Source organism: Erythrobacter sp. S43 (assembly GCF_057364955.1).
This window is the reverse complement of the sequence record NZ_CP200285.1, coordinates 1952501-1975306: the sequence shown is the minus strand read 5'-3', so window position 1 is coordinate 1975306 and position 22806 is coordinate 1952501. Positions and strand designations below refer to the sequence as shown.

Below are 22806 nucleotides of genomic sequence, written 5' to 3'. Positions count from 1 at the left end.
ATTCTCCCGATCTAGTTTTGGGAGATTGTTAGATGCTCATGTCACATGGGGGCATGCCACGGGCGTGGTGCCATGATCATGGCACGCAAAGGCCAGACCGTTCAGACTTTGAGCTGTCCTGTCTTCATCGCTTCGTAAACCGCCTCTCCGCGGCTGTGCACGGCAAGTTTGCGGTAGATCGACTTAACATGATTGCCGACCGTCAGAGGAGAAATGTCGAGGGACCGAGCGGCATCTTTGTAGCTTTCGCCCTTGGCAAACAGTTCTAGCAGTTCGATTTCTCGCGGCGTTAGCCCTGAGTCTTCGCGCTCGACCTGCTCCACCGCTGGAGTGTCGTCTGCCCTCAATCGATCCAGAAGATAGACCGCCGCGCTTGAGCTGATCGGCGCACCTCCAGCCAATGTGGCCTCAATACCATCTATGATTTGCGAAGGGTTGGAATCCTTCAGCAGGTACCCGTCCGCCCCGGCGCGCAATGCAGTAACGACTGTCTTGCGATCCCCGAAACTCGTAACAATCAGGACCTTCGCATCGCATCGCTCTCGGATCACCGGCACGAATTCGAGTCCGCTGCCGTCAGGCAATCCGATATCGAGCAAGATCAGATCGGGATTTTGGTCAAGCAAATCAGCCGCGTGACCTAGATTTGGGGCGATCCCAGCAAGGTCCAACCCCTTTCTATTGCTGACGATCTCAATGAAGTGCTCGCGCACAACAGGATCATCCTCAACAATCAGGATACGGGCATGGGCGGATGATGATGTTGACGTCAAAGCGTGTCTCCGGATGGGACCATAATCTTCACTGTTCCCCCTCCGGCTGGGGTCGTGGGTCCATACTCCACTTGGCCACCAATCTGTTTGGCACGGGCGTTCATGTTCTCCAGCCCATGCCCACCCGCGCGTGGCGAAAACTGTCCCGAACCATCATCCTCGATGATCATGCACAGCCAATCTGGCAGCACCTCTTCATGCATCAGGCGGATAGTTATCGCCGTGCCTCCCGAGTGCTTCAGAGCATTTGCCACGGCTTCCTGCACAATCCGGAAAAGCTGAAGCGTCTTTCTTGGCGGGAAGGACGGCAGTTCATTGCCAAGCTGGTCGTCCCAGTGAAACGCAAAGCCCGCGTCCTCGATCCGCGGCTGCAATCGGTTGCGAAGCGCCGACAGGGCTACGCCCAGGCTGTCGCCAACGCTATCAAGCGAGTCGATCATCAAGCGCATCTCGTCGATCACTTGCTGCAAACCATCGGCGACCTTCGGGGGTTCGATCGCACCGCGCTTTGCGGCGAGCAACATGCCCATCAGTTGGCTTCCCAATCCATCGTGCATATCGCGCATAATGCGCTGCCTTTCCTCTTCAAAGGCCTGCTCGCGCACCCATTGCTTTTCACGCTGATGCACCTCGGCAAGCTCGGCTTCCCGCGCATCCAATTGCGTGCGCAGCGTTCGATTAATGTCATCGGCGGACCGGAAAAGCGTGAAATTCCGTGACACAAAGCCAAGGCCCAACGCGAGAAGGAATATTGGTTGGCTCGCCGGCAGGTGCGGCACGTTCTTGTCATAGACCAGCGTATTGAACAGGAAGAATGCCACTAGCGAGGCCAGCAAGATCAGAATTGCCGCTTCCCAATATCGGTTCTCCTCCGGCTGAGTGGCAAAGTGCCAAAGCAAACGGCCCAAGGTTGCCGCTGCGAGGATCAAACCTGCATACTCGATCAGCGCCTCAACCCGAGTGAACGCCAAATCGCTCCTATCCCATGCCAGCCAGTAGAGAATATAAAGTGCACCAGCGGCGAAAGCCGCCATCATCGCGGATCGGAAGTGCTTTATCGGTTTCTCGGTCCAGGCATCTACAAAGGCCGGCCAACACGCTGTCATAAACAGCATCGGGATCGCATAGAACAGCCCCCGCTCCTCTCCACTCATCGGCATTGTGGCCCAACGGTAAAATAACCCGTGCAAGGCCCAGCTGGCGGAGAGCAAGAACAGCCAGAATGGCACAGTCTTGTCGTTTGCTTTCCATGTTACCAAAGCGGAAAGAAGCGCCGTGATGACCGCGAAAACGACTGTGATTGTACGCCAGTCATTGAATAGAAAATCGGTCCAGCCAAAGGCGGCTTCGGTCGCCTCAAACTCCGCAAGCATGGGTGGGAAAAGTGGCGCCTCGCGCGACATATCTATGGTCGAAATGACCTCAATCGTATTGTCGCCCGAATTGAGTAACCCCTTTGAGATTGGGACAATCTTCTTGTGCAAGCCATGGTAGGTTGGATTGGGCAGGCTTGCCTCTCCAGTTCCTCGCAATAGATCGCCATTGACGTAGAAGCGGACATGATCGCCCGCTGCTGTGTCGAGAAGCGCAAGGCCCTCTTCGCCGATCTCATCTAGCGTGAAGCTCACCCGCACCGCATAGTAGCCCGATTTCCGCAAACTGGGCTTTGGGTCCAATGGCACGAATTCAGCTTGATCGAGCCCGGCCCGACCCGGAGTTGCGATAACCGCCTGCTCGACATTCGAGGGAGCGATGAAATCGGGGCGTTGTTCCGGCTTATACGTCACGAAATTCGGGACAAATGCCAGCCAGTAAGTCAGCTGCAACAGCAACGCAGCTCCGGCTAATTTCGCCAAGTTTCGGAGCGGCAACTTCGACATTAATTCCGACATACATCCCCCTTCCTTTGCGGCTTAAACCGAGCGCGCTTGAGAGGGCAAATGTATCCCTACTTTATGTTCTCGCAGGCAATACGAGTGGTGGTGTGGCCTTTGCGACGGGGACTTCCACCATTCTCTACCAGTATAGTGAAGCGATAGAGGTTGCACTTGTCCGAGCCAGGGTCTTTCGCGGCAATATACGCGTCGCGAGTCCGACCCACGAGGCGACCGTATTCGCGGTATGGCTCCCAAGGGCCAGCAATATTGACCTTCAAAATCTGGTAGGGGAAGCCAGCGGAGCCATAGGCGCTTCGGAACATCCGTTCGACCTTCGGATCGCGAATGGTTGGACCGGGGATATGGACCTTCCGCGCCGCTGCCAGCTCGGCTGCATCTTCAGCGGCAGCGGCACCGGCCCTGCTGCTATACTTCGCCGTCTCACGAGTGACTTTCGCCCGCGCAGCTGAATAGTTGACGTTGTTCGGAAACAACTTCTCCGCACCATATAGCTTCGCGTCGATGGTCAGCAGGTAGTTATAACCCGCCTCTGCTACGCCGTGACCCTTGACCATATTAGACGCGAATTGCACTTCGCGATCAATCCGTTTCGAAAGGCTGTCATAATTGCGTTTGAGCCGATTCAACGAGTTCGGACGCTCACCCATCAAACGATCGAAAGAGCCGTCCGATAGTCTGTCGGCACTAGCCTTATAGGCCTGCACATCACGATCCACCCTTTCACCATCGGCCTTCAACGTCCGGACCGTCGTGTTTGGATTGATGGTGGTCTCGAGCTTCCGAATAAGATTGTTGAACTCTCGTTTCGACGTTGGAGATTGTGAAGATGACGTCGGCCCGGCGCTATCTTCCGACTTGATCTTCGCGCCGGTCGGGAGCTCAATCTTTGGCTTCTTGGGAAGTTTGAATTGGGCCTGCGCGGCGGGCGCAATCGCAACGGATGCTGCCGCAATTGAAGTCCAAAGGCCTATCAAGGCCGTCCGTCCAAGCATAACTCACTCTCCGACTAGTTGATCTGTGAGAGAGATTTATTGGGAGAAGTGGTTGTTACTCGCCATGCCATGTATGTGGCAGGTGTGTCAGGCTCGGCGTGCATTGGTCACGCGAGAGCAGAAATTCCGCTTACACACCCAATCTCGGCCATTTAGCTCTGGCTTGAAGTGGGTCGAAAGCGGAATGTCTGCTTGTCACCGATGTTGTCAAAAAATCTGACATTCCGCTTACGACCCATTTGCGGACTCGAGAGCTTAGAAAGCAGCGTTTCCAAAGTATCCGGCAGTTGCTGTAGATCTCGTTGAAAAAAGCGAAACTAAATGCTTTCCGGTCATCTTCAATTGCACCGATCCAGCCAACCAGTTGAGCACCCATCAGAACTGGAACGATGCTCCGACCTGGATCTCGTCGAACTGTGCATGACCGCCAATGCTGCTGTTCCATTCTGCTTGCAGAGTGACATCGCCAAGTTCCAGCGAGAGACCTGCGCCCAGCTCTCCGCGCAATTGGTCGGTAAAGCGCCATTGTGCAAAGTCCCCGGCACCGGCAACATCGGCAAAGCGCAAGACAGCGGATTGATTATCTGTACTGTCAAATGTCACGCGCGTTTGCAGATGCGAGCGCAAAGTCGTCTTGCTGCCCAGTGAAACCGAGGAACCAAGTCGAGCGCTTGCCGCTGCACGCAAGAACGAGCGGCCTGCATCGCTTTGTGCCAGACGCAAGCCGCTGTCGCCGCTCTCTGCGCCGGTGCTCCCATCGATCGAAACATAGGCAACTTGCACCGCTGGTCGCAAATACACATCGCCATCTTCAATCAAAGTGCTCACACGGCCGCCCAGTTCGAATGAGCGAAGATCCTGCCGCCCGCTCGCCGTAGCGATCGAGCCAGGATAGGCAATAACACGCGAAATATCGTTTTGCGCTTCGCCATAAGCGGCGAAGACTTGCGTTATCACCCCGCCTGCTTGACCGCCAATATGCGCGCCGACGAATGTTCGCTCGCCATTGCTGGACGCAGTTGCTCCGGCAAGATTGGTCCAGTCTCGGGCGCCCGAAAAGCCAAGTTTCCACCCGTCGCCCACACCCAGTTCAAATCCACCGGCCACACGTTCGCTGCTTGCATCGGCGCGTAGGTTTTGCGTCGTGGCATCGAACTGTGTGTCACGGTTGGCAAATACGCCCCAAGCACAGCCATCGCCCTCTCTTGTATTGGAAAGATGGCGACAGTCGAACATGTCGTCTGAGAAGCTTTCTGCAGCGAGAGCCATGTCAGCGACATTATCTGCGTAGATAGTTCCGCCGATACTGTCGTAGCTTGCAGCGATCTGTGTGACTTCTGGGACGAACAGCAACGTGCTTGCCAAGTCCTGAACGTCGCTGCTTCCGCCTTCATTCACAGCACGGTTGAGGTAGTCACCGAAGCTCGTCTGATTGATGTTAAAGCCACCATCTAAACCAGCAAAATCAATCGTGTGGTCGAAAGTCATCTGGGTGGCGCTAAAACCCAGATTGAAACGTGCAACGGCATTCGATTGAACCCCGCGCAAGGTCACGCCATTGTCGGTTACGCCTCCTGCGGCATCGACCAGCACTGACGAGAACGAGCCGGTTCTCAGCTGGCTGATGTTGCTTAGCTGCAAGACCACCTCGCCAGACAGGTCCGCACTGCCGCTGACGATCAAGCTGTCACTTTGCTGGCCGGTCTGAGCGAAATCGAGATCAGCGAGGAAGATGCCTGTTTGCCCTTGCACCAGGGAGCCCGTGAGTGCGACATCGCGCCTCTCATTCAATTCACCGAATGCGAGCATGCCGAGGTTGTTCAAGACACCCGCTTCACCAAGATCGATGAAGTCGAACGCGACCAACACGCCGTCTTCCAAATTGTTGTAAATGTTGACTTCGCTGGTGTGAGTTGAGGCCGTGGTGCGCACCCCTGCCGTTCGGCGCAGCGTCGATGTGGTTTGAGTGTCTGCGCCGCCAAACAGATCGATATTGCCAAACACCATTGAGTGGCTGTTGATCGTATCATTGCCCGACGTTGCTTCGATCGCGAGGTCGCTTTCTGCAGCAACACTGCCGAACAGGGTCAGCAGATTATTCTCGCCGCCCTCGATCATGATGCCTTTGCCAAAGATAGAACCGCCGCGAATATCGCCATCAAGCTCTGCGATAATGTCGTCCTGGCCGTCTGTGCCCTGGCTCTGGAACAAGGCCGCGATGCCATTGATATCGGTCGCGACAAGATCGCCTGTGTGCGACCAGCTTACTTTGCCAGCTTCCCCTTTGAGACCAAGTGAGCCAGCTGTTCCAAGGATACCTTGACCATTCCAGAGGCCGCCGCCGCCACCAACTGACTGTGCGAAAATCGCAACCGCCCCGACGCCAGAGACATGGATATTGCCTGTCGAAGTGACTGTGACATCGCCGCCATCGCCACCTTGCGCGCCAATCGGCAGGGGAATAGCCGGGGTAGCAAAATCGCCAAGACCGAAGGACAGGTCACCGGCATAGCCGCCACCTCCGCCAACTGACTGAGCTAAGATGCCAATCGCCCCGAATCCTTCGGTGACGATATCGCCGGTGTGGATCACAGTGACGTCGCCTCCATCACCGCCGCGACCGCCTGACATCGGGATCGCAATTTCAGATGGGGTCAGCGAACCTGCGCCGCCCATGCCTCCGCCACCACCGACGGACTGCGCGAAGATGCCAAAGGCTAGCGTGCCTTTGGTGAAGATTGAGCCGTTGTTGGTAATGGTGATATTGCCGCCATTACCTGCTGCGCCGCCTTCACCGGCGACGGACACAGACTGAATTTGATAAGGCGCGCCGACCGTTGCCAACTGCCCTGCGACCGACGGTAAAGAATTGCCCGCGGCGAGCCCAGCTGCGACTTGCTCGCGCGTTCCACCGCTACCAAGCGCTGGTAGCTTATCAGACTCAATGCCTACCGAACCGCCAATGCCGCCGCCGCCGCCAACCGACTGCGCATATATACCGGTCGCCATTTTGCCCTCGGTGGCGATCTGACCGTTGTTGACGATATCAATGTCACCGCCATCACCCGCCGCGCCGCCTTGACCGCCTACGTTCAGACTGCCTCCGCCTGCATTGCCGCCGATGCCGCCACCGCCGCCAACCGATTGGACAAGCATACCCATAGACCCGTCGCCCGTGGTCCAAATATTGCCGTCGTTCACGGCGCTGATCGCGCCGCCATTGCCTGATGAGCCGCCTTGGCCGCCGATGCCGACGGACATGTTGGGGCCAGCCGGTGGCTCTTGTGCAGCTTGGACGAAGTCTCCGGGGAGCGTGACCAAGCCACCGGCGGATTCGATGATTTCCTCATCATCGGGATCGGTTTCTTCTGGTCCTCCGTTCGCGCCGCCAGTGCCGCCGCCGCCGCCGATTGATTGCAGGAATACTCCGTGGCTGACGAAGCCTTCCGTCACGATCGTACCTGTGTTTGTGAAGGTGATCGAACCGCCATCACCTGATGAGCCGCCATTGCCGGCCCAGCCGCCGCCGATGGAGACATCAGCATCGCCGCCTTCCCCGCCAGCGCCACCTCCGCCGCCAACGCTTTGTGCAAAGACGCCGTGTGAGAGGTCGCCGCGAGCAACAAGCACTCCGGTGTTCGACACCAGCACATCGCCGCCAGAGCCGCTGGCTCCGCCACCGCCGCCAACACCGACGGAGAATTCGCGCGCCGCGCCTTTGTTGCTGGCATCCAGCAGGTCAAGCGTGTCATCAACCGGGCCAGAGACAGAGCCGCCATTGCCGCCACCGCCGCCGATCGACTGAGCAAAAACGGCGTGGCTGCCGCTGCCGAGCGTTTCGATTGTGCCTGCATTCGTGACCGTTACAGTGTTGCCATCGCCCGCTGCGCCGCCTTCACCGCCAATGGCGACCGAGACGGTCGTGTTCTTCTTCTCAAGCCGCTTTTCTTGTTTTTTGGTAACCTTGCGGTTGTAGACCGTCGCAAGACCGCTGGCGTCACCGCCGGTGCCGCCACCGCCGCCGATAGACTGCGCTAGAATGCCGTGTGCGCTGTCAGCAAGAGTTAGCAGGATCGCTTCGTTGACAACGGTGACCGTACCCGCATCACCAGCAGCCGCGCCTTTGCCGCCAACCGCAATTGCGAGCTGTTTGGTCTTGTTGTTTGCTGCGCCTGCTCCGCCGGTTATGGCAAGGGACGCCGCAACAGACTGAGCAAGGCCAGCCTGTCCACCGCCGCCGCCAATGGATTGTGCGAAAATGGCGTTGGCTTGCAGGCCGCGGGTAACGATATCGCCCCGGTTGGTGACCGTAACTGAGCCGCCATCCAAGCCAACCCCGCCGTCAGCGCCAAGCGCGACGGAGATATTGGTTGCGTTGTTACCTGTCGACAGAGAGCCATTGGGAATGCCGCCTTCGACATAACCGTCGAACAATTCGAAATCGACGCCAGTCGCGCCGCCCGAACCGCCACCGCCACCAATACTCTCAGCAAAGATACCGTGGCTGAGCTCACCGAGTGTATCGATCGTGCCTTCGTTCAACACGGTGACTGTGCCGCCAATGTTGCCATCGCCGCTAGCACCGCCAAGCTCCATAGTGAGGTTGGTGGTTGTGCCAGTCGCATTCGGACGCGTGACAGACATGGCCAGCGAGCCGACCGAACCGCCAGCTCCGCCGCCGCCACCAATCGATTGCGCGAGGATACCAACCGCATTGTCGCCTTGCGTGACGATTGCATTGCGGGAGGCGACATCGACTGTTCCGCCGAAATTGCCCATTCCGCCGACACCGCCAAAGCTGAGCGCAAGATTGGTTGCTGTGCTGTCAGAGATCGACCCGGCAAAGGCCATGCCGCCAGCACCGCCGCTACCGCCAATGGACTGAGCGAGAATGCCGTGCGAGCCTTCGCCCATAGTGAGAATCTGCGCGAGGTTATCGATAGTCACACTGGCACCAACGCCGCCAATGCCAGCACCTCCGCCCAAGGCCATCGAGATGTTGATCGGTTTCTTGTTGGAGCCGGGCGTGGCTGCGCTGTTGAATGCAAGCGCGCCAGCCATGCCGCCATCGCCGCCTCCACCGCCAATCGATTGAGCAAGGATACCGTAGGAATTCTCGCCTTCAGTGCTGATCAGTCCATCGACATTGACAATTACATCATCAGCATCGCCAGCCGCTCCACCTTGACCGCCAAGCGCGAAGGCAATCGAGGTTGCCCCGGTTGAGCGAGACAGGTCAGCCGAGATCGACGCCCCGCCAGAGCCGCCACCGCCGCCAATCGATTGCGCCGTAATCGCGTGGGCAAATTCACCTTGTGTTTGGGCCGCGACCAGACTGGTTACGCTTACGCTGCTGGCATCGCCGCCTACACCGCCGCTGCCGCCGATGGACAGGGAGGCGGTCTTGCTGGCGCCCTGCGTGCCAGCACCAAGCTCCAGCCCACCAACAATAGAGGCCGAGAAGCCGCCGCTTCCACCGCCGCCGCCGATGGATTGCGCCAGAATTGCACCCGAGCGCGCTCCGGTCGCTGCAACGCCTTCCTCAATCCTCACGGTAACAGAGCCAGCGTCACCGCCGCCGCCACCTGCGCCGCCAAGGCCCAACGCGGCCCCGGTCAGCGGTGCATTCACTGCGGCCTGGCCTGCGATGGCAAAGCCGCCATTGCCTCCGCCACCACCGATGGACTGCGCGACAATTGCGTAGCTGTCTTCGCCGTTGGTCAGAACGGAATTGAGGCTGGTCAGATCAACGCGCGCTGCATCACCGGCAACCCCGCCAGTGCCACCAATCGCGACAGATGCGGCATAACCTTTGCCAGAACCGCCGGTGCCAATGTCCAAGCCAGCGGCAACCGATCCACCGCCATTGCCACCGCCGCCGCCAATCGATTGCGCCACGAGCGCAGCCGCGCGGTCTCCCTGCGTCCAGATTTGTCCGCCGCTGGTGAGCGAGACTGCGCTTGCATCACCGCCAGCTCCGCCGCCGCCGCCGATTGCGACATTGGCGCTCTTCAAATTCTGTCCGGCATTGACCGTTCCGGCGAGGGAGAAGCCGCCATTGCCGCCGCCTCCACCGATGGATTGTGCAAGGATGCCAGTTGCATCCAAGCCTTCGGTTGTAACATCGCCTGTTACATCAATTGTGACCGCGCTCGCACTGCCGCCCGCACCGGCAAAGCCGCCAACAGAAACCGCTGCCCCGGTTGCTTCTGAGCTGCTTGAGGCTGCTGCGGCGATGGCCGAAGACCAGCCGCCATTGCCGCCGCCGCCGCCGATGGACTGCGCAACGATGCCGCGCGCACGGTCGCCCAAGGTCGCAATATTGGCATTGCCGGTTATTGTCACTTCACGGCCATTGGATGCTGATCCTCCGGCGCCACCAATCGCAACACCAGCCGCTCGGCCAGCGCCACCGGTCGTAAAGGCCGCCGCACCTGTCAGCGAGAAGCCGCCATTACCGCCGCCGCCGCCAATCGATTGCGCCAGAATTCCGTCGGATTCGTCGCCTTGCGTGGTGATCGAGCCATCGGCCGAGACGGTTACGATATTGCCGTCCCCGCCGCCTGCACCTGTGCCGCCAATCCCGACTGCCGCGAGCATCGCAGTGTCTTGCGCCAACCCGCCAGCCAACGCCGCGCTGAAGCCGCCATTGCCGCCTCCGCCGCCAATCGACTGTGCGACTATCCCGCGGCTGCGTTCCTGAACTGAGAGAATGTTACCGGAATGGATGACCGAAACTTCGCCAGCAGGACCGCCGGAATCTCCTGAACCGCCAATGCCAACAGATGCAGACAGTGACGACATGCCGATACCAAGGCCCATGGAGAAGACAGAGCCGCCTGAGCCGCCTCCGCCGCCAATCGATTGAGCCAGCAGGACATCGGAGTCCACGCCGAGCGTGGTCAGGTCGCCGGTGCTATCAATCGCGACATTTCGGCTCGCGCCGCCACCCGCACCAGAGCCGCCAATGCCAACGCCAAGGCTCAAGACTTTGCCGGTCGCTGCCGCTGCTGCAAGCGTGCCAGAAAAGCCGCCATTGCCGCCTCCGCCGCCGAGCGATTGGGCGAGCACAGCGTGCGAACGATTGCCCGCAATAATCATGTCACCGACATTGCTGACCGACACATCGCGCGCGCTCGCAGCCGTCCCGCCAGAACCGCCAATCGCAACACCTACCGAAGCTGCATTCTGTCCTGAGAAACTGATCGAACCGGCAAGGCTAAACCCGCCAGCACCGCCACTGCCGCCGATGGATTGCGCGTGGATGCCGCTGCTGTCGTCGCCTGCGAGCTGAGTGAATCCCTCACGGCGCACCGAAACGTCACCCGCGAGGCCGCCGCCACCGCCGCTATTGCCAACCGCAACACCAATCGCCGCGCTGTTCTGACCGCCGATGGATAGCGCACCTGAGACGGCAAAGCCGCCTGTGCCGCCGCTGCCACCGATAGATTGAGCGATTACGCCATGGCTGCGTTGGCCCTGAGTGATAGTCTGACCAATGCTTGCGACCGAGACATCGCCCGCTCTCGCCCCGGCACCGCCCGTGCCGCCGACCGTGATCGCGCCAGACACTTGGGCTTGACCCGCAGCACCAATGGCAACGCCGACACTGCCACCACCGGCACCGCCGTCACCACCAACCGATTGCGCGATGATACCGTGGGAATCGTGACCGAACGTCGCGACATCGCCGGTTTGCGTAACCGCAACACCGCTCGAACGGCCACCATCGCCGCCCGCACCGCCAATGGAGACTGCAATGCTCGCTGCGTTTGATGTCGCGGCGTTGACCGCAACCCCAACGCTCGTTCCGCCAGAGCCGCCGCTGCCGCCGATGGATTGCGCGACAATGCCGCTTGAACGATCACCAGCAGTGATGATGTTGCCAAGATTGGCGATATCGACCACGACCCCGTCTGGATCGACAATGTGTCCGCGGGGATTGTTGAAATCGCGGAAGACATAGAGCGCCGATGTTCCACCCGCGCCGCCTGATCCGCCAACAGTCACGCTAGCGGCCGCTGCATTCTGACCAGCGGTCAAAGCGCCCGCTACCGAGAATCCGCCAGCACCGCCATTGCCACCAATCGATTGCCCGACAATGCCGCCTGCATCTGCGCCAATTGTCAGAATGTCCCCGACATGATCGATATCGACCAGCGTTGCCGAGCCACCCGCGCCGCCGGAGCCGCCAATGCTGACCGCAGCGCCTGCTCCAACATTGCCACTTGCTCCCGCACCTGCTGCAAAGGAGAAACCGCCTGCGCCGCCATTGCCGCCAATCGATTGCGCCAGAATGCCGCTTGATCCGGCACCTTCGGTTGCAATGTCACCAATGGCGCTGACCCGCGCAACGCCGCTATCCGCGCCATTGCCGCCCGCACCGCCGAGCGTGACCGCTGCGCCAACGCCAGCCTTGCCGCCAATGCCAACGCTTGCCCCCAGCGCGAAGCCGCCAGCGCCGCCGCCGCCGCCAATGGATTGCGCAAGCAAGCCTTGAGCATAAGCTCCCAAAGTCGTGACATCACCGGTGTTGGCAATCGTAACGTCCTTGGAGATGCCACCATCACCGCCCACGCCGCCAATGCCGACACTTACGCCAATTCCGGCCACGCCGCCGCCAGCGAGTGCAAAGGCACCCGACCAACCGCCAACACCGCCATCGCCGCCAATGGATTGGGCCGCCACGCCGCGCGCGCGGTCTCCAGCGGTCGCAATGTCTCCTTCGCTTGTGACGGTGACGAGGTCCGCTTCGCCGCCCAGACCTCCGCTACCTGCGATTGAGATCGAGGCCGCTATGCCAGCGGTCGCTCCAATTCCACCTGATCCTGTAAGCGCAAAGCCACCGGCTCCGCCGCTGCCACCGATAGACTGCGCCAAAATACCGTTGGCGTCGGTTCCGAGTGTCAGCAAGTCACCTTCATTGTTGACGCTGACAGCAGCAGACGTGCCGCCATCACCGCCATTGCCGCCAATGCCCACCGAAACGCCGCCCGCGGCTTTGCCGCCAGCCAAGGACATGGCAACGCTGAAGCCCCCTGCGCCGCCGCTGCCGCCAATTGACTGCGCCAAAATTGCATGGCTGCGTGCGCCAACGGTCTGCACGCCGTCGCGCGCAAGAACTGACGCTGCGTCCGATGTACCGCCGGCGCCGCCATTACCACCAAGCGCGACATTCACCGCCGCTGCGCCAGCGCCTACGGCTGCTCCAAGCGAAATGGAATTGCCGCCAGCACCGCCGCTGCCACCGATTGATTGCGCACCAACTCCGATGGCGTCAGAGCCTTGCGTACTCACCGCGCCAATCTGCTGAGCGACAGCAATGGCAGAATCTCCGCCAGAGCCACCCGCTCCTCCAAGCGTCACGCCGAGACCGACGCCTGCCGCGCCTGCACCAATTGAGAGCGAACCAGAAAAACCGCCGGCCCCGCCGCTTCCGCCAATTGATTGGGCGAGCACGCCGGACGAACGATCACCTGCTGTCGTCACGAGGCCCGTGTGGACGATTTCAGCATTGCCTGAGGTCGCGCCATTCCCGCCATCCGCGCCAATCGCCACTGCCGGGGCTATGCCTGCGCCCGTTCCGCCAGCCAATGATCCCGCGAAAGTAAAGCCGGCTGCGCCGCCCGCTCCACCAATCGACTGCGCCAAAATGCCCGCTGCGTCATCGCCGCCGGTGATGATGTCTCCATCAGACTCGACCCTGACACGCTGCGCTACGCCGCCATCCGCACCCGCTCCGCCAAGCGCAACTGTGGCTGCAACGCCTGCGCCTTGAAGGCCAACACCTACGCCAACCGCAACGCTTGAGCCGCCAGCACCGCCACTGCCACCAATTGACTGCGCCAAGATACCTTTGCTGCGGTCGCCACTGGTCGCAATGAAGCCTTCGTGATCGACCAGCACCCGGCCACCTGTGCCCCCGCTGCCGCCGAGCCCGCCAAGCGCGACATTGACGCTCACGCCAGCTCCAAGCGAGCCCGCTGCACCTATGGACACAGCCGTTCCACCAATGCCTCCGCCGCCTGCGATGGATTGCGCTGCTATACCGCTGCTGTCGTTCCCGGCGGTGCGGATTTCGCCGGTCTGTATCGTGGTGACATTGCCGCCGCGACCGCCAGCGCCTCCTGTGCCGCCAAGGTTTACTCCGGCAGCAACGGATGCACCGCCAGACAAGGTCGCCGTAACCGATGTGGAAGAGCCGCCATTGCCGCCGCCACCGCCAATCGATTGCGCGACGATTGCGCCCGAGCGGTCACCAACAGTTTGAAGCGTAGAATTGCTGTTCACAAAAACTGCACCGCCTATGCCGCCTAGGGCTGCATCACCGCCAATGCCCACGCCAGCGCCAACGCTGCCTCCGCCCCCCGCACTGCCGGTCAGGCTGAGAGTAGAGCCGCCATTACCGCCGCCTCCGCCAATGGATTGCGCGAGCAGCGCGGCTGAATCGTTGCCTGCGGTGAATAGCAAGCCGCTGCCACCGACATTGCTTTCAACGGTGACGTTTTCTCCGTCACCGCCGCCAGCTCCGCTGCCGCCGATATTGACCGTTGCAGCAACCGATCCGCCGCCAGCCAAAGCGAGGCTCAGACCGCCTGAAAAACCGCCGCTTCCGCCGCCACCGCCAATCGACTGCGCAGCAATCGCCGCTGACCGATTGCCCAGTGTTGCGGCATCGCCTGCGTAGCGGACGGTAACCGCTCCTGCATCGCCGCCAACGGCTCCATCACCGCCAATCCCTACGTTGGCAGATACCGTGCCGGCGCCTGCAAGTGATGCGTTCAATCCAAATGAGGCGCCGCCATTGCCGCCTCCGCCACCGATGGATTGCGCCAAGAGAGCTGCGGAATCCTCACCAAACGTAACCAGCTCAAGACCGCCGCGTGCATCGACATTGACTGTGTTTCCGACACCGCCACTACCACCCGAACCGCCAATTCCGACATTGACCGATCCGGCTGCAAGCGTGCTGCCAGCGAGGGCTGCTGTGACACTGAGGCCGCCATTGCCGCCGCCGCCGCCGATGGATTGGGCGGTGACACCGTTCGAACGATCGCCTTGCGTGCGGATCAAGCCGCTAATGGTGGAATTCACAACTCCGCCATTGCCGCCGCTCCCACCTTTGCCACCGATTGCAACTGCCACAGCCGGACCGGGAGCGGCCGATGCGACAGCTGCGATACCTACCGAAGCGCCCCCGTTTCCGCCGCCGCCACCAACCGATTGTGCCACGATGCCGCGAGAATCATTGCCATTCGTCAAGATCGTCAAGTTGTTGCCATTGGCGGTAACCACACCACCAGTTCCGCCATTGCCACCAGCGCCGCCCAGCGCAACAGAAATGCCTGCAAGCGAGCTGACAGATGTTGCGACGGCAAGTCCGCCATTGCCACCGCCACCGCCAATTGCTTGGACGACCAAGCCGTCTGAGGCCTCACCAGATGTCTCGATCAAGCCGCTATAGACAGCAGAAGCTTCCCCGGCATTGCCGCCGCTTCCACCTGCACCGCCAATATTCACATTGACACTGCCGCCCGTGCTAAGCGAGCCGCCGCCATTGCCGCCGCCGCCGCCAATGCTCTGGACGATGATACCAGAGGCAGAATTACCGCGGGTACGGACAATAGCTGTCCCATCTAGCGCGCCAAGGGCTGCTCGGGCTGAGCTGCCTCCAGAAGCACCGCGCCCACCGATGGCAATATTGCCCACAGACGTGCCGCCTTGGCCGCCGCCGCCGCCAATCGATTGCGCAAGGATCCCGACCGAACGGTCTCCGCTGGTGTCGATCGTGCCATTGTGCACGACTGTTACGGTTCCGCCATTGCCAGCAGCACCGCCATTGCCGCCGATCGCGACAGAGCCTGCCGTAACACCGGCTGCCCCGCCGCCGCCGCCAATGGATTGAGCGAGGATACCTCGGCTGTCATTACCGCCAGTGGTGATCGAGCCAGTCTGTCCTACCGTGACAAGAACAGGATGCGCTGCACCGGCTGTCCCGCCGCTGCCGCCAATCGCGACAATTCCGGCGCTTGAGCCGCCTACACCGCCGCCGCCGCCAATGCTCTGCGCAATAACGCCATCTGACGTGCTGCCACGTGTCTCAATCGAGCCATTGATATTGACTTCAACTTCGCCGCCAGTGTTGCCTTTGCCAGCATTGCCGCCGACGCCAACCAGACCCCAACCGCCAGCAGAGGCACCGCCGCCGCCGCCAATGGATTGCGCCACAATGCCGTGAGAGAAATAACCGTTAGTGAGAATGGAACTGCCCGGCTCAAGCGTGACAGTGACTTTGCCAGAAGTGCCGCCGGAATCGCCAGCACCACCGCGGCCATAAAACAGGCCCGAGCCGCCACTGCCATCGCCGCTGCTGCCGCCGATGCTTTGTGCGACGAGACCGCTGCTGAAATTGGGAAGGGTGGTAATTGTGCCGAACAGGCGAACGGTTACGTTCTTGCCGTCCCCGCCGCGATTTCCAGCCCCGCCTGATCCATCGATGATCCCCGCTGCCTCACCGCCCTCACCGCCTGTGCCACCAATGGATTGAACCAGCACACCTGGAGCTCTGACGGTTAGATTGGGATCAGTTGGCCGACGAACGAGAACTTCGCTGAAGACATTGAGGAAGACATTGTTGCCAAACCCGCCTTTGCCGCCTCTGCCGCCTTTGATGTCCGCAACCCCAAAATCGCCGTCGCCGCCATTTCCGCCATCGCCGCCGCGCGAAACGACAAAAATCCCAGCCAAAGGGCTAAAGGCATTGGCGGCATTGGTAATTCTGAAGTTATCGAAAATTGGCGGAATTGCACCCGGTGTATAGAGATCTGTGCCGCAGGCTTCATAAGCGATGACATTGCCATTGCCGCCATTGCCGCCGCGTCCAGCCGTGCCAGTGACGGCGATGTCCTCACCATCGCCGCCCCTGCCACCAATCGAGCGCACGACGGTGGGCTGGGTCGGGCCGCTATTGTAGAAATGCGTGCCACTGGCATTGACACTGCCAGCAGTGCTGCCGAACCCGCCGTTGCGGGTAGAACTGCGATTCTTGCCGTTTGCGCCGCTAGCGCCCTGGGAATTGATGACAATATTGCTGTTCGGATTGACTGTAATCGCAGGCAGGCTGCACGTCTGCGCCAAGGCTGGCTCCGCGGTTACCATCACGCCCAAAGCCGCGCCGCAAAGCAGGCCGCCTTTACGCAACTGCATCTGCTTGCGCGACAGATCTACGCTACGGCTTGGATTTGAACGCGGCATACTGATTTCCCCGGGGACTCGCACCTGATCCGCGTTCACTCAGGATGAATCAGAGAGGCATTCAAGTTTGCCCCCAAAAAAACCCGTTTTGCGCGGAGTGGCTAAAGTCCGCGCCGATAGTGCGTAGACAAACGGTCAATGTTTGACATCTACGGTCTATCAAGCACACAAGTCAGACTGATTTTGGCAAAGGTATCCATTCGTGATTTATCGCTTTGGGGTCTTCACATTTGATAGTGACCGCTACGAGCTGACCGATGCCACTGGCGAAGCCGTGCATCTTCAGCCCAGAACCAAAGAACTGCTCCACCTGTTTCTGCGTACAGGCACTGGCCGATTGCTGAGCAAGGCTGAAATCATCGACACATTGTGGGATGGTCGACACGTTTCCAATTCTGCCCTGCTCAGCCAGATCAAGTCTTTGCGCAACGCCTTGGGCGATTCAGACAAAGCGCGCGCGGTCATTGAAACTGTCCATGCCAAGGGCTGGCGGTTGATCCCAGAGATCGTCAGCTCAATGCGATTGCCAGCTGCTCAGGTTGCGATGGTTGATGCCGCCGAGCTCGCGACCGAACCGGGCAAGATAGGTGACCGTCCGGTGATCGCCGTGCTGCCCTTTCGGCTACAGGGATCAAGCCAATCGCCCAATGCTGGCATCACCCAGGCCCTGCCCGACGATATCATTACCGCCCTGTCGCGTTTGCATTTGCTTGGCGTGATAGCACGCGGGACGAGTTTTCAGTTCGGAGGAGAGCTGACGTCACCTTCGACCATTCGTGCGGCCTTGGGAGCAGACTACGTCTTGGCAGGCGTTGTTGGAGCCGTGGGCGAGAAAGTCACCCTTTCAGTCGACCTGTCCGACGCGCATAGCAACCGCATTGTTTGGTCAGAACAGTTTGAGATTGATCCGCGCGGCATTCACGAAATCCGCGCGCATATCACCGGGCGCATCGTGCATGAGATTGAGCGACAAATTCCGCGCAATGAGGCCGAGCGGCTGCGCCTTTCCGCTCCGCGCGATTTGACCGCATGGCAGGCGTTTCATCTGGGCAGCTCGCTGCTCTATCGTCGCGGCATTGCCAATATTGAGCGCGCGCAGGGCTATTTCCAAAGAGCGGTTGCGATTGATCCTGACTTTGCCCGCGCGCATGCAGGCCTTTCTCACACCTATTGGTGGTTGCTTCTGCAACGCACATTGCATGATCCCGGTGATGCACCGCAATTGATGCGGATGTCAGCCGAAGCCGCGATTGATGCAGATCCAGATGACCCGGCTGCAAACCTTGCGATGGGCAAAGCGCTTTCACTCAGTTCTCAGCGCGAACAAGCACCCGAATGGCTGGAGCGCTCAGTTGAACTGTCGCCAAGCTATGCCATGGGGCACACGCAAATGGCGGCCTTTCACGCTTTCGCCGGGCCTTATGAAGATGCGATGAAACACGGTGAAAAAGCGCTTTCGCTCAGCCCGCGTGATCCGATGCGCTATTCGACCTATGCGGCGCAGGCAATCGCGCAGTTTAATCTTGGCGATATACAAGCCTCCGCCCATTGGGGGCGCATGGCACAAAGTGTGCCCCATGAAGACCTGATGATCATGGTGACCGCTCTTTGCGCGATCTTTGTCTCGGGCGAGAAAGAGGAAGCGGCAGAAATTGCGGACCACATCCGACATGTGTTTCCGACAGTGACGATTGCGGGGATCGAACGCGCCAATCCCTATATGGGCGAACGCGTCCGTCCCGTGGTGCAGGCAATCCTGACCGCGAACGGATTTGCTTGATGGTCATTCTTTGGGCCAAACCTTGCTGTGCCCAGTTCATTCACAGCAAATGCAGACATTCCGCTTTCACCCCCAATTCCAGTTATCGGCGCCACCCAACACAAACCCAAAAGCAGACACCGTGACCGGTAACGATACCGCGTGCTTCCTATTTGCTTCCAGTTCAAAACAGAAAAGGCCTCACTGGAAACAGCGAGGCCTTTTCTTCAATATTTTCAATGCTTTGCTGGTTGCGGGAGTTGGATTTGAACCAACGACCTTCAGGTTATGAGCCTGACGAGCTACCGGACTGCTCCATCCCGCGTCACCTAGCTGTGGTGTCTTTGGACATAATCCAGAGACGCCAAAAGGGCCAACCTGGAAGGCTAGCCCTTTGACTTATGAATGGGTTTCTGCCCGCGCTTCCACAAGCTGCAATGCCTGGCGGCGACCTACTCTTCCATGCCTTAAGACATAGTACCATCGGCGCTATCTGGTTTCACGGCCGAGTTCGAGATGGGATCGGGTGGGTCACAGACGCTATGACCACCAAGCAATGAAGCTTGTGGATGCGGGCTTAAATCGACGCACACTTCAAGGAGAAGTGGTTTGCTTTGCAAAGGGCGTATCTGGCCGGAAAATTCTTCCTGCCGACTGGCCAATTCAGGCCTGTCATTGACAGTGCAGACTCTCAAGCGCGAACAGAACTATTAGGACTGGTTAGCTCCACGCATTACTGCGCTTCCACACCCAGCCTATCAACGTAGTGGTCTACTACGGTTCGATGATACCTTATCTTAAGGGAGGCTTCCCGCTTAGATGCTTTCAGCGGTTATCCCGTCCATACATAGCTACCCAGCGGCACGCCTGGCGGCATGACTGGTACACCAGAGGTATGTTCACCCCGGTCCTCTCGTACTAGGGGCAACTCCTTTCAAGTATCGACGCCCACGGCAGATAGGGACCAAACTGTCTCGCGACGTTCTGAACCCAGCTCACGTACCACTTTAATTGGCGAACAGCCAAACCCTTGGGACCTGCTCCAGCCCCAGGATGTGATGAGCCGACATCGAGGTGCCAAACGATTCCGTCGATATGAGCTCTTGGGAATCATCAGCCTGTTATCCCCGGCGTACCTTTTATCCGTTGAGCGATGGCCCTTCCACGAGGGACCACCGGATCACTATGACCGACTTTCGTCTCTGCTCGACTCGTCAGTCTCGCAGTCAGGCAGGCTTATGCCATTGCACTCTCGCAGCCGGTTTCCAACCGGCCTGAGCCTACCATCGCGCGCCTCCGTTACTCTTTAGGAGGCGACCGCCCCAGTCAAACTACCCGCCACAGAGGGTCCCACTACCGGATAACGGTAGTTGGTTAGACATCAGAAAACAGCAGGGTGGTATTTCACCTATGGCTCCACTTGGACTGGCGCCCAAGTTTCAAAGCCTCCCACCTATGCTACACAACTCTTTCCTAATGCCACTCTGAAGCTGCAGTAAAGGTGCACGGGGTCTTTCCGTCTAACCGCGGGTACTCCGCATCTTCACGGAGAATTCAATTTCGCTGAGCATATCCTGGAGACAGTGGGGAAGTCGTTACGCCATTCGTGCAGGTCGGAACTTACCCGACAAGGAATTTCGCTACCTTAGGACCGTTATAGTTACGGCCGCCGTTTACTTGGGCTTCAATTCGGAGCTTGCACTCCTCCTCTTAACCTTCAAGCACCGGGCAGGCGTCAGACCCTATACGTCGTCTTGAAGCCGACTTAGCAGAGTCCTGTGTTTTTGATAAACAGTCGCTACCCCCTGGCCTGTGCCCCCTGAAAAGAGTTGCCTCGATCCAGGGCCTCCTTCTTCCGAAGGTACGGAGGCAATTTGCCGAGTTCCTTCAGGATACTTCTCTCAAGCGCCTTGGTATACTCTACCTGACCACCTGTGTCGGTTTCGGGTACGGTTTATACGGAGAGGCTATTTCCAGGAACAACTTGGCAGCATGCCCAATCCAATAAGGACACACTACTTCCGCCATCCGTCACACATCTCCAAGCCCACGAATATTTACGTGGTTCCCATCGACTACCCCCTTCGGGCTCGTCTTAGGGGCCGGCTAACCCTGCTCCGATTAGCGTTGAGCAGGAACCCTTGGTCTTTCGGCGAGAGGGCATCTCACCCTCTTTATCGCTACTCATGTCAGCATTCGCACTTCCGATATGTCCACCGTCGGTTACCCTTCGGCTTCAACCACTTACGGAACGCTCCGCTACCGCTGCAGTAAACTGCAACCCTAAGCTTCGGTGCATATCTTTAGCCCCGTTACATCTTCGCCGCAGGAACCCTTATTTAGACCAGTGAGCTGTTACGCTTTCTTTAAAGGATGGCTGCTTCTAAGCCAACCTCCTGGTTGTTTTGGGATTCCCACATGCTTTCCCACTTAGATATGACTTGGGGACCTTAGCTGTAGGTTAGGGCTGTTTCCCTTTTGACGACGGACCTTAGCACCCGCCGTCTGTCTGCCAGACAAGACTCGATGGTATTCGGAGTTTGGTTAGGTTTGGTACCGCTCGCGCAGCCCTAGCCCATCCAGTGCTCTACCCCCATCGGCATACATCTGACGCTCTACCTCAATAGATTTCGCGGAGAACCAGCTATTTCCCGGCTTGATTGGCCTTTCACCCCTAAACACAAGTCATCCGAGCATTTTTCAACATGCAACGGTTCGGTCCTCCAGTGCGTGTTACCGCACCTTCAACCTGCTCATGCCTAGATCGCCGGGGTTCGGGTCTAATCCAACATACTCAGTCGCCCTATTCAGACTCGCTTTCGCTTCGCCTACACCTAACGGCTTAAGCTTGCATGCTAGATTAAGTCACTGACCCATTATGCAAGAGGTACGCTGTCACCCCCTATGGGGCTCCAACTGCTTGTAAGCATCCGGTTTCAGGTACTGTTTCACTCCCCTAATCGGGGTGCTTTTCACCTTTCCCTCACGGTACTGTGTTCGCTATCGGTCATGTACGAGTATTTAGGCTTGGAGGGTGGTCCCCCCATATTCAGACAGGATTTCACGTGTCCCGCCCTACTTAATATGTCAGTATTCGCTACCAGTACGGGGCTGTCACCCACTATGGCCAAGCTTTCCAGCTTGTTCCTGTTCACTAGCACTGTTCGCCTGGTCCCGTTTCGCTCGCCACTACTACGGGAATCTCGGTTGATTTCTTTTCCTCCGGGTACTGAGATGTTTCAGTTCCCCGGGTTCGCTTCACCAAAGCTATATATTCACTAAGGTGATACCTTATCCACCTCTCTCAGCCTCTCCGAAGAGAAGATGAAAGAAATGGTGAAGGTGGGTTTCCCCATTCGGACATCGTCGGATCAAAGTTTGCTCACAACTCCCCGACGCTTATCGCAGCGTGCCACGTCCTTCTTCGCCTGTACATGCCAAGGCATCCACCAAATGCTCTTACCTCACGCTTGAGAATCTACACCATCAACGACAGGCCTGCATAAGAACCCGTGCGTCTTCGCGATGATGCAGAAGAATTATCTCAGCCAGATAATCAATTTGATTGATTTGTGATGCATAGACTTAACGTTACGCGGGTCGGCTAGACCATCATAACAATCTATGCGCCACGGCATCGATTTAAAAACCCATTCACAATGTCAAATGTTCGGCGGTAAAACCGCCTGACCGGTTGAAACCGGATCTCTTTCTTTTCATCCTGGAAAATCATATTGTCTGGTGGAGCCTATCGGGATCGAACCGATGACCCCCTGCTTGCAAAGCAGGTGCTCTCCCAGCTGAGCTAAGGCCCCTAAAGACCAGACAAAAACTGGTAGGTCCGAGTGGATTTGAACCACCGACCTCACCCTTATCAGGGGTGCGCTCTAACCAACTGAGCTACGGACCTACACTACCTCGAGCGACCTTATGACCGCGAGGGGCGTGAGCCGGCTCAGGGATTTGCACACATACAGCTGTGACCAGCTGCCTGCGGGCAATTTCCAGTGATGAAAGGACATGAGGACGACGGCAATGTTCTTTGGAGATCACGAAGCTCTTCCAGCGGCTTGCGCCGGCGCTTTCGTGAAAGTCCTTAGAAAGGAGGTGATCCAGCCGCAGGTTCCCCT

Annotated in this window: 5 protein-coding genes, 3 tRNA genes and 3 rRNA genes (1 of these 11 running past the window's edge); 1 reads left to right on the top strand and 10 read right to left on the bottom strand. The window is 58.8% G+C overall.

What is annotated here, in order from left to right; genetic code table 11:
- Positions 1–101: 101 nt before the first annotated feature.
- The 4 genes from AC0V6K_RS09630 to AC0V6K_RS09615 form a co-directional block, all read right to left on the bottom strand.
- The gene (locus tag AC0V6K_RS09630; RefSeq protein ID WP_472621670.1) at positions 102–773 is read right to left on the bottom strand and encodes a response regulator; all 672 of its coding nucleotides are present in this window, start codon (positions 771–773) and stop codon (positions 102–104) included.
- Entirely contained in the window at positions 770–2629 is a 1860-nt protein-coding gene (locus tag AC0V6K_RS09625; protein ID WP_472621668.1) for a sensor histidine kinase, read from the bottom strand. The genes AC0V6K_RS09630 and AC0V6K_RS09625 overlap by 4 nt, the downstream gene beginning before the upstream one ends.
- Before the next feature lie 92 nt (positions 2630–2721).
- Entirely contained in the window at positions 2722–3663 is a 942-nt protein-coding gene (locus tag AC0V6K_RS09620; protein WP_472621666.1) for a hypothetical protein, read from the bottom strand.
- A 375-nt stretch (positions 3664–4038) separates the two neighbouring features.
- Positions 4039–16917: a hypothetical protein gene (locus AC0V6K_RS09615; protein WP_472621664.1), complete on the bottom strand. Its 12879-nt coding sequence runs from the start codon at positions 16915–16917 to the stop codon at positions 4039–4041.
- Between the two features lie 202 nt (positions 16918–17119).
- On the opposite strand from AC0V6K_RS09615, the gene AC0V6K_RS09610 reads away from it, so the two are divergent.
- The gene (locus AC0V6K_RS09610; RefSeq protein WP_472621662.1) at positions 17120–18697 is read left to right on the top strand and encodes a winged helix-turn-helix domain-containing protein; all 1578 of its coding nucleotides are present in this window, start codon (positions 17120–17122) and stop codon (positions 18695–18697) included.
- A gap of 227 nt (positions 18698–18924) precedes the next feature.
- Here the strand turns inward: AC0V6K_RS09610 and AC0V6K_RS09605 are convergent.
- The 6 genes from AC0V6K_RS09605 to AC0V6K_RS09580 form a co-directional block, all read right to left on the bottom strand.
- Positions 18925–19001, bottom strand: a tRNA-Met gene (locus AC0V6K_RS09605).
- Positions 19002–19115: 114 nt separating this feature from the next.
- A 5S ribosomal RNA gene (gene rrf, locus AC0V6K_RS09600) occupies positions 19116–19230 on the bottom strand.
- A 136-nt stretch (positions 19231–19366) separates the two neighbouring features.
- A 23S ribosomal RNA gene (locus AC0V6K_RS09595) occupies positions 19367–22149 on the bottom strand.
- 266 nt (positions 22150–22415) lie between these two features.
- A tRNA-Ala gene (locus tag AC0V6K_RS09590) sits at positions 22416–22491 on the bottom strand.
- 18 nt (positions 22492–22509) lie between these two features.
- Positions 22510–22586: transfer RNA gene (locus tag AC0V6K_RS09585), tRNA-Ile, on the bottom strand.
- 190 nt (positions 22587–22776) lie between these two features.
- Positions 22777–22806: ribosomal RNA gene (locus tag AC0V6K_RS09580) — 16S ribosomal RNA — on the bottom strand (it continues 1459 nt past the right edge of the window).
- The 16S, 23S and 5S rRNA genes sit together here with 3 tRNA genes alongside, the layout of an rRNA operon.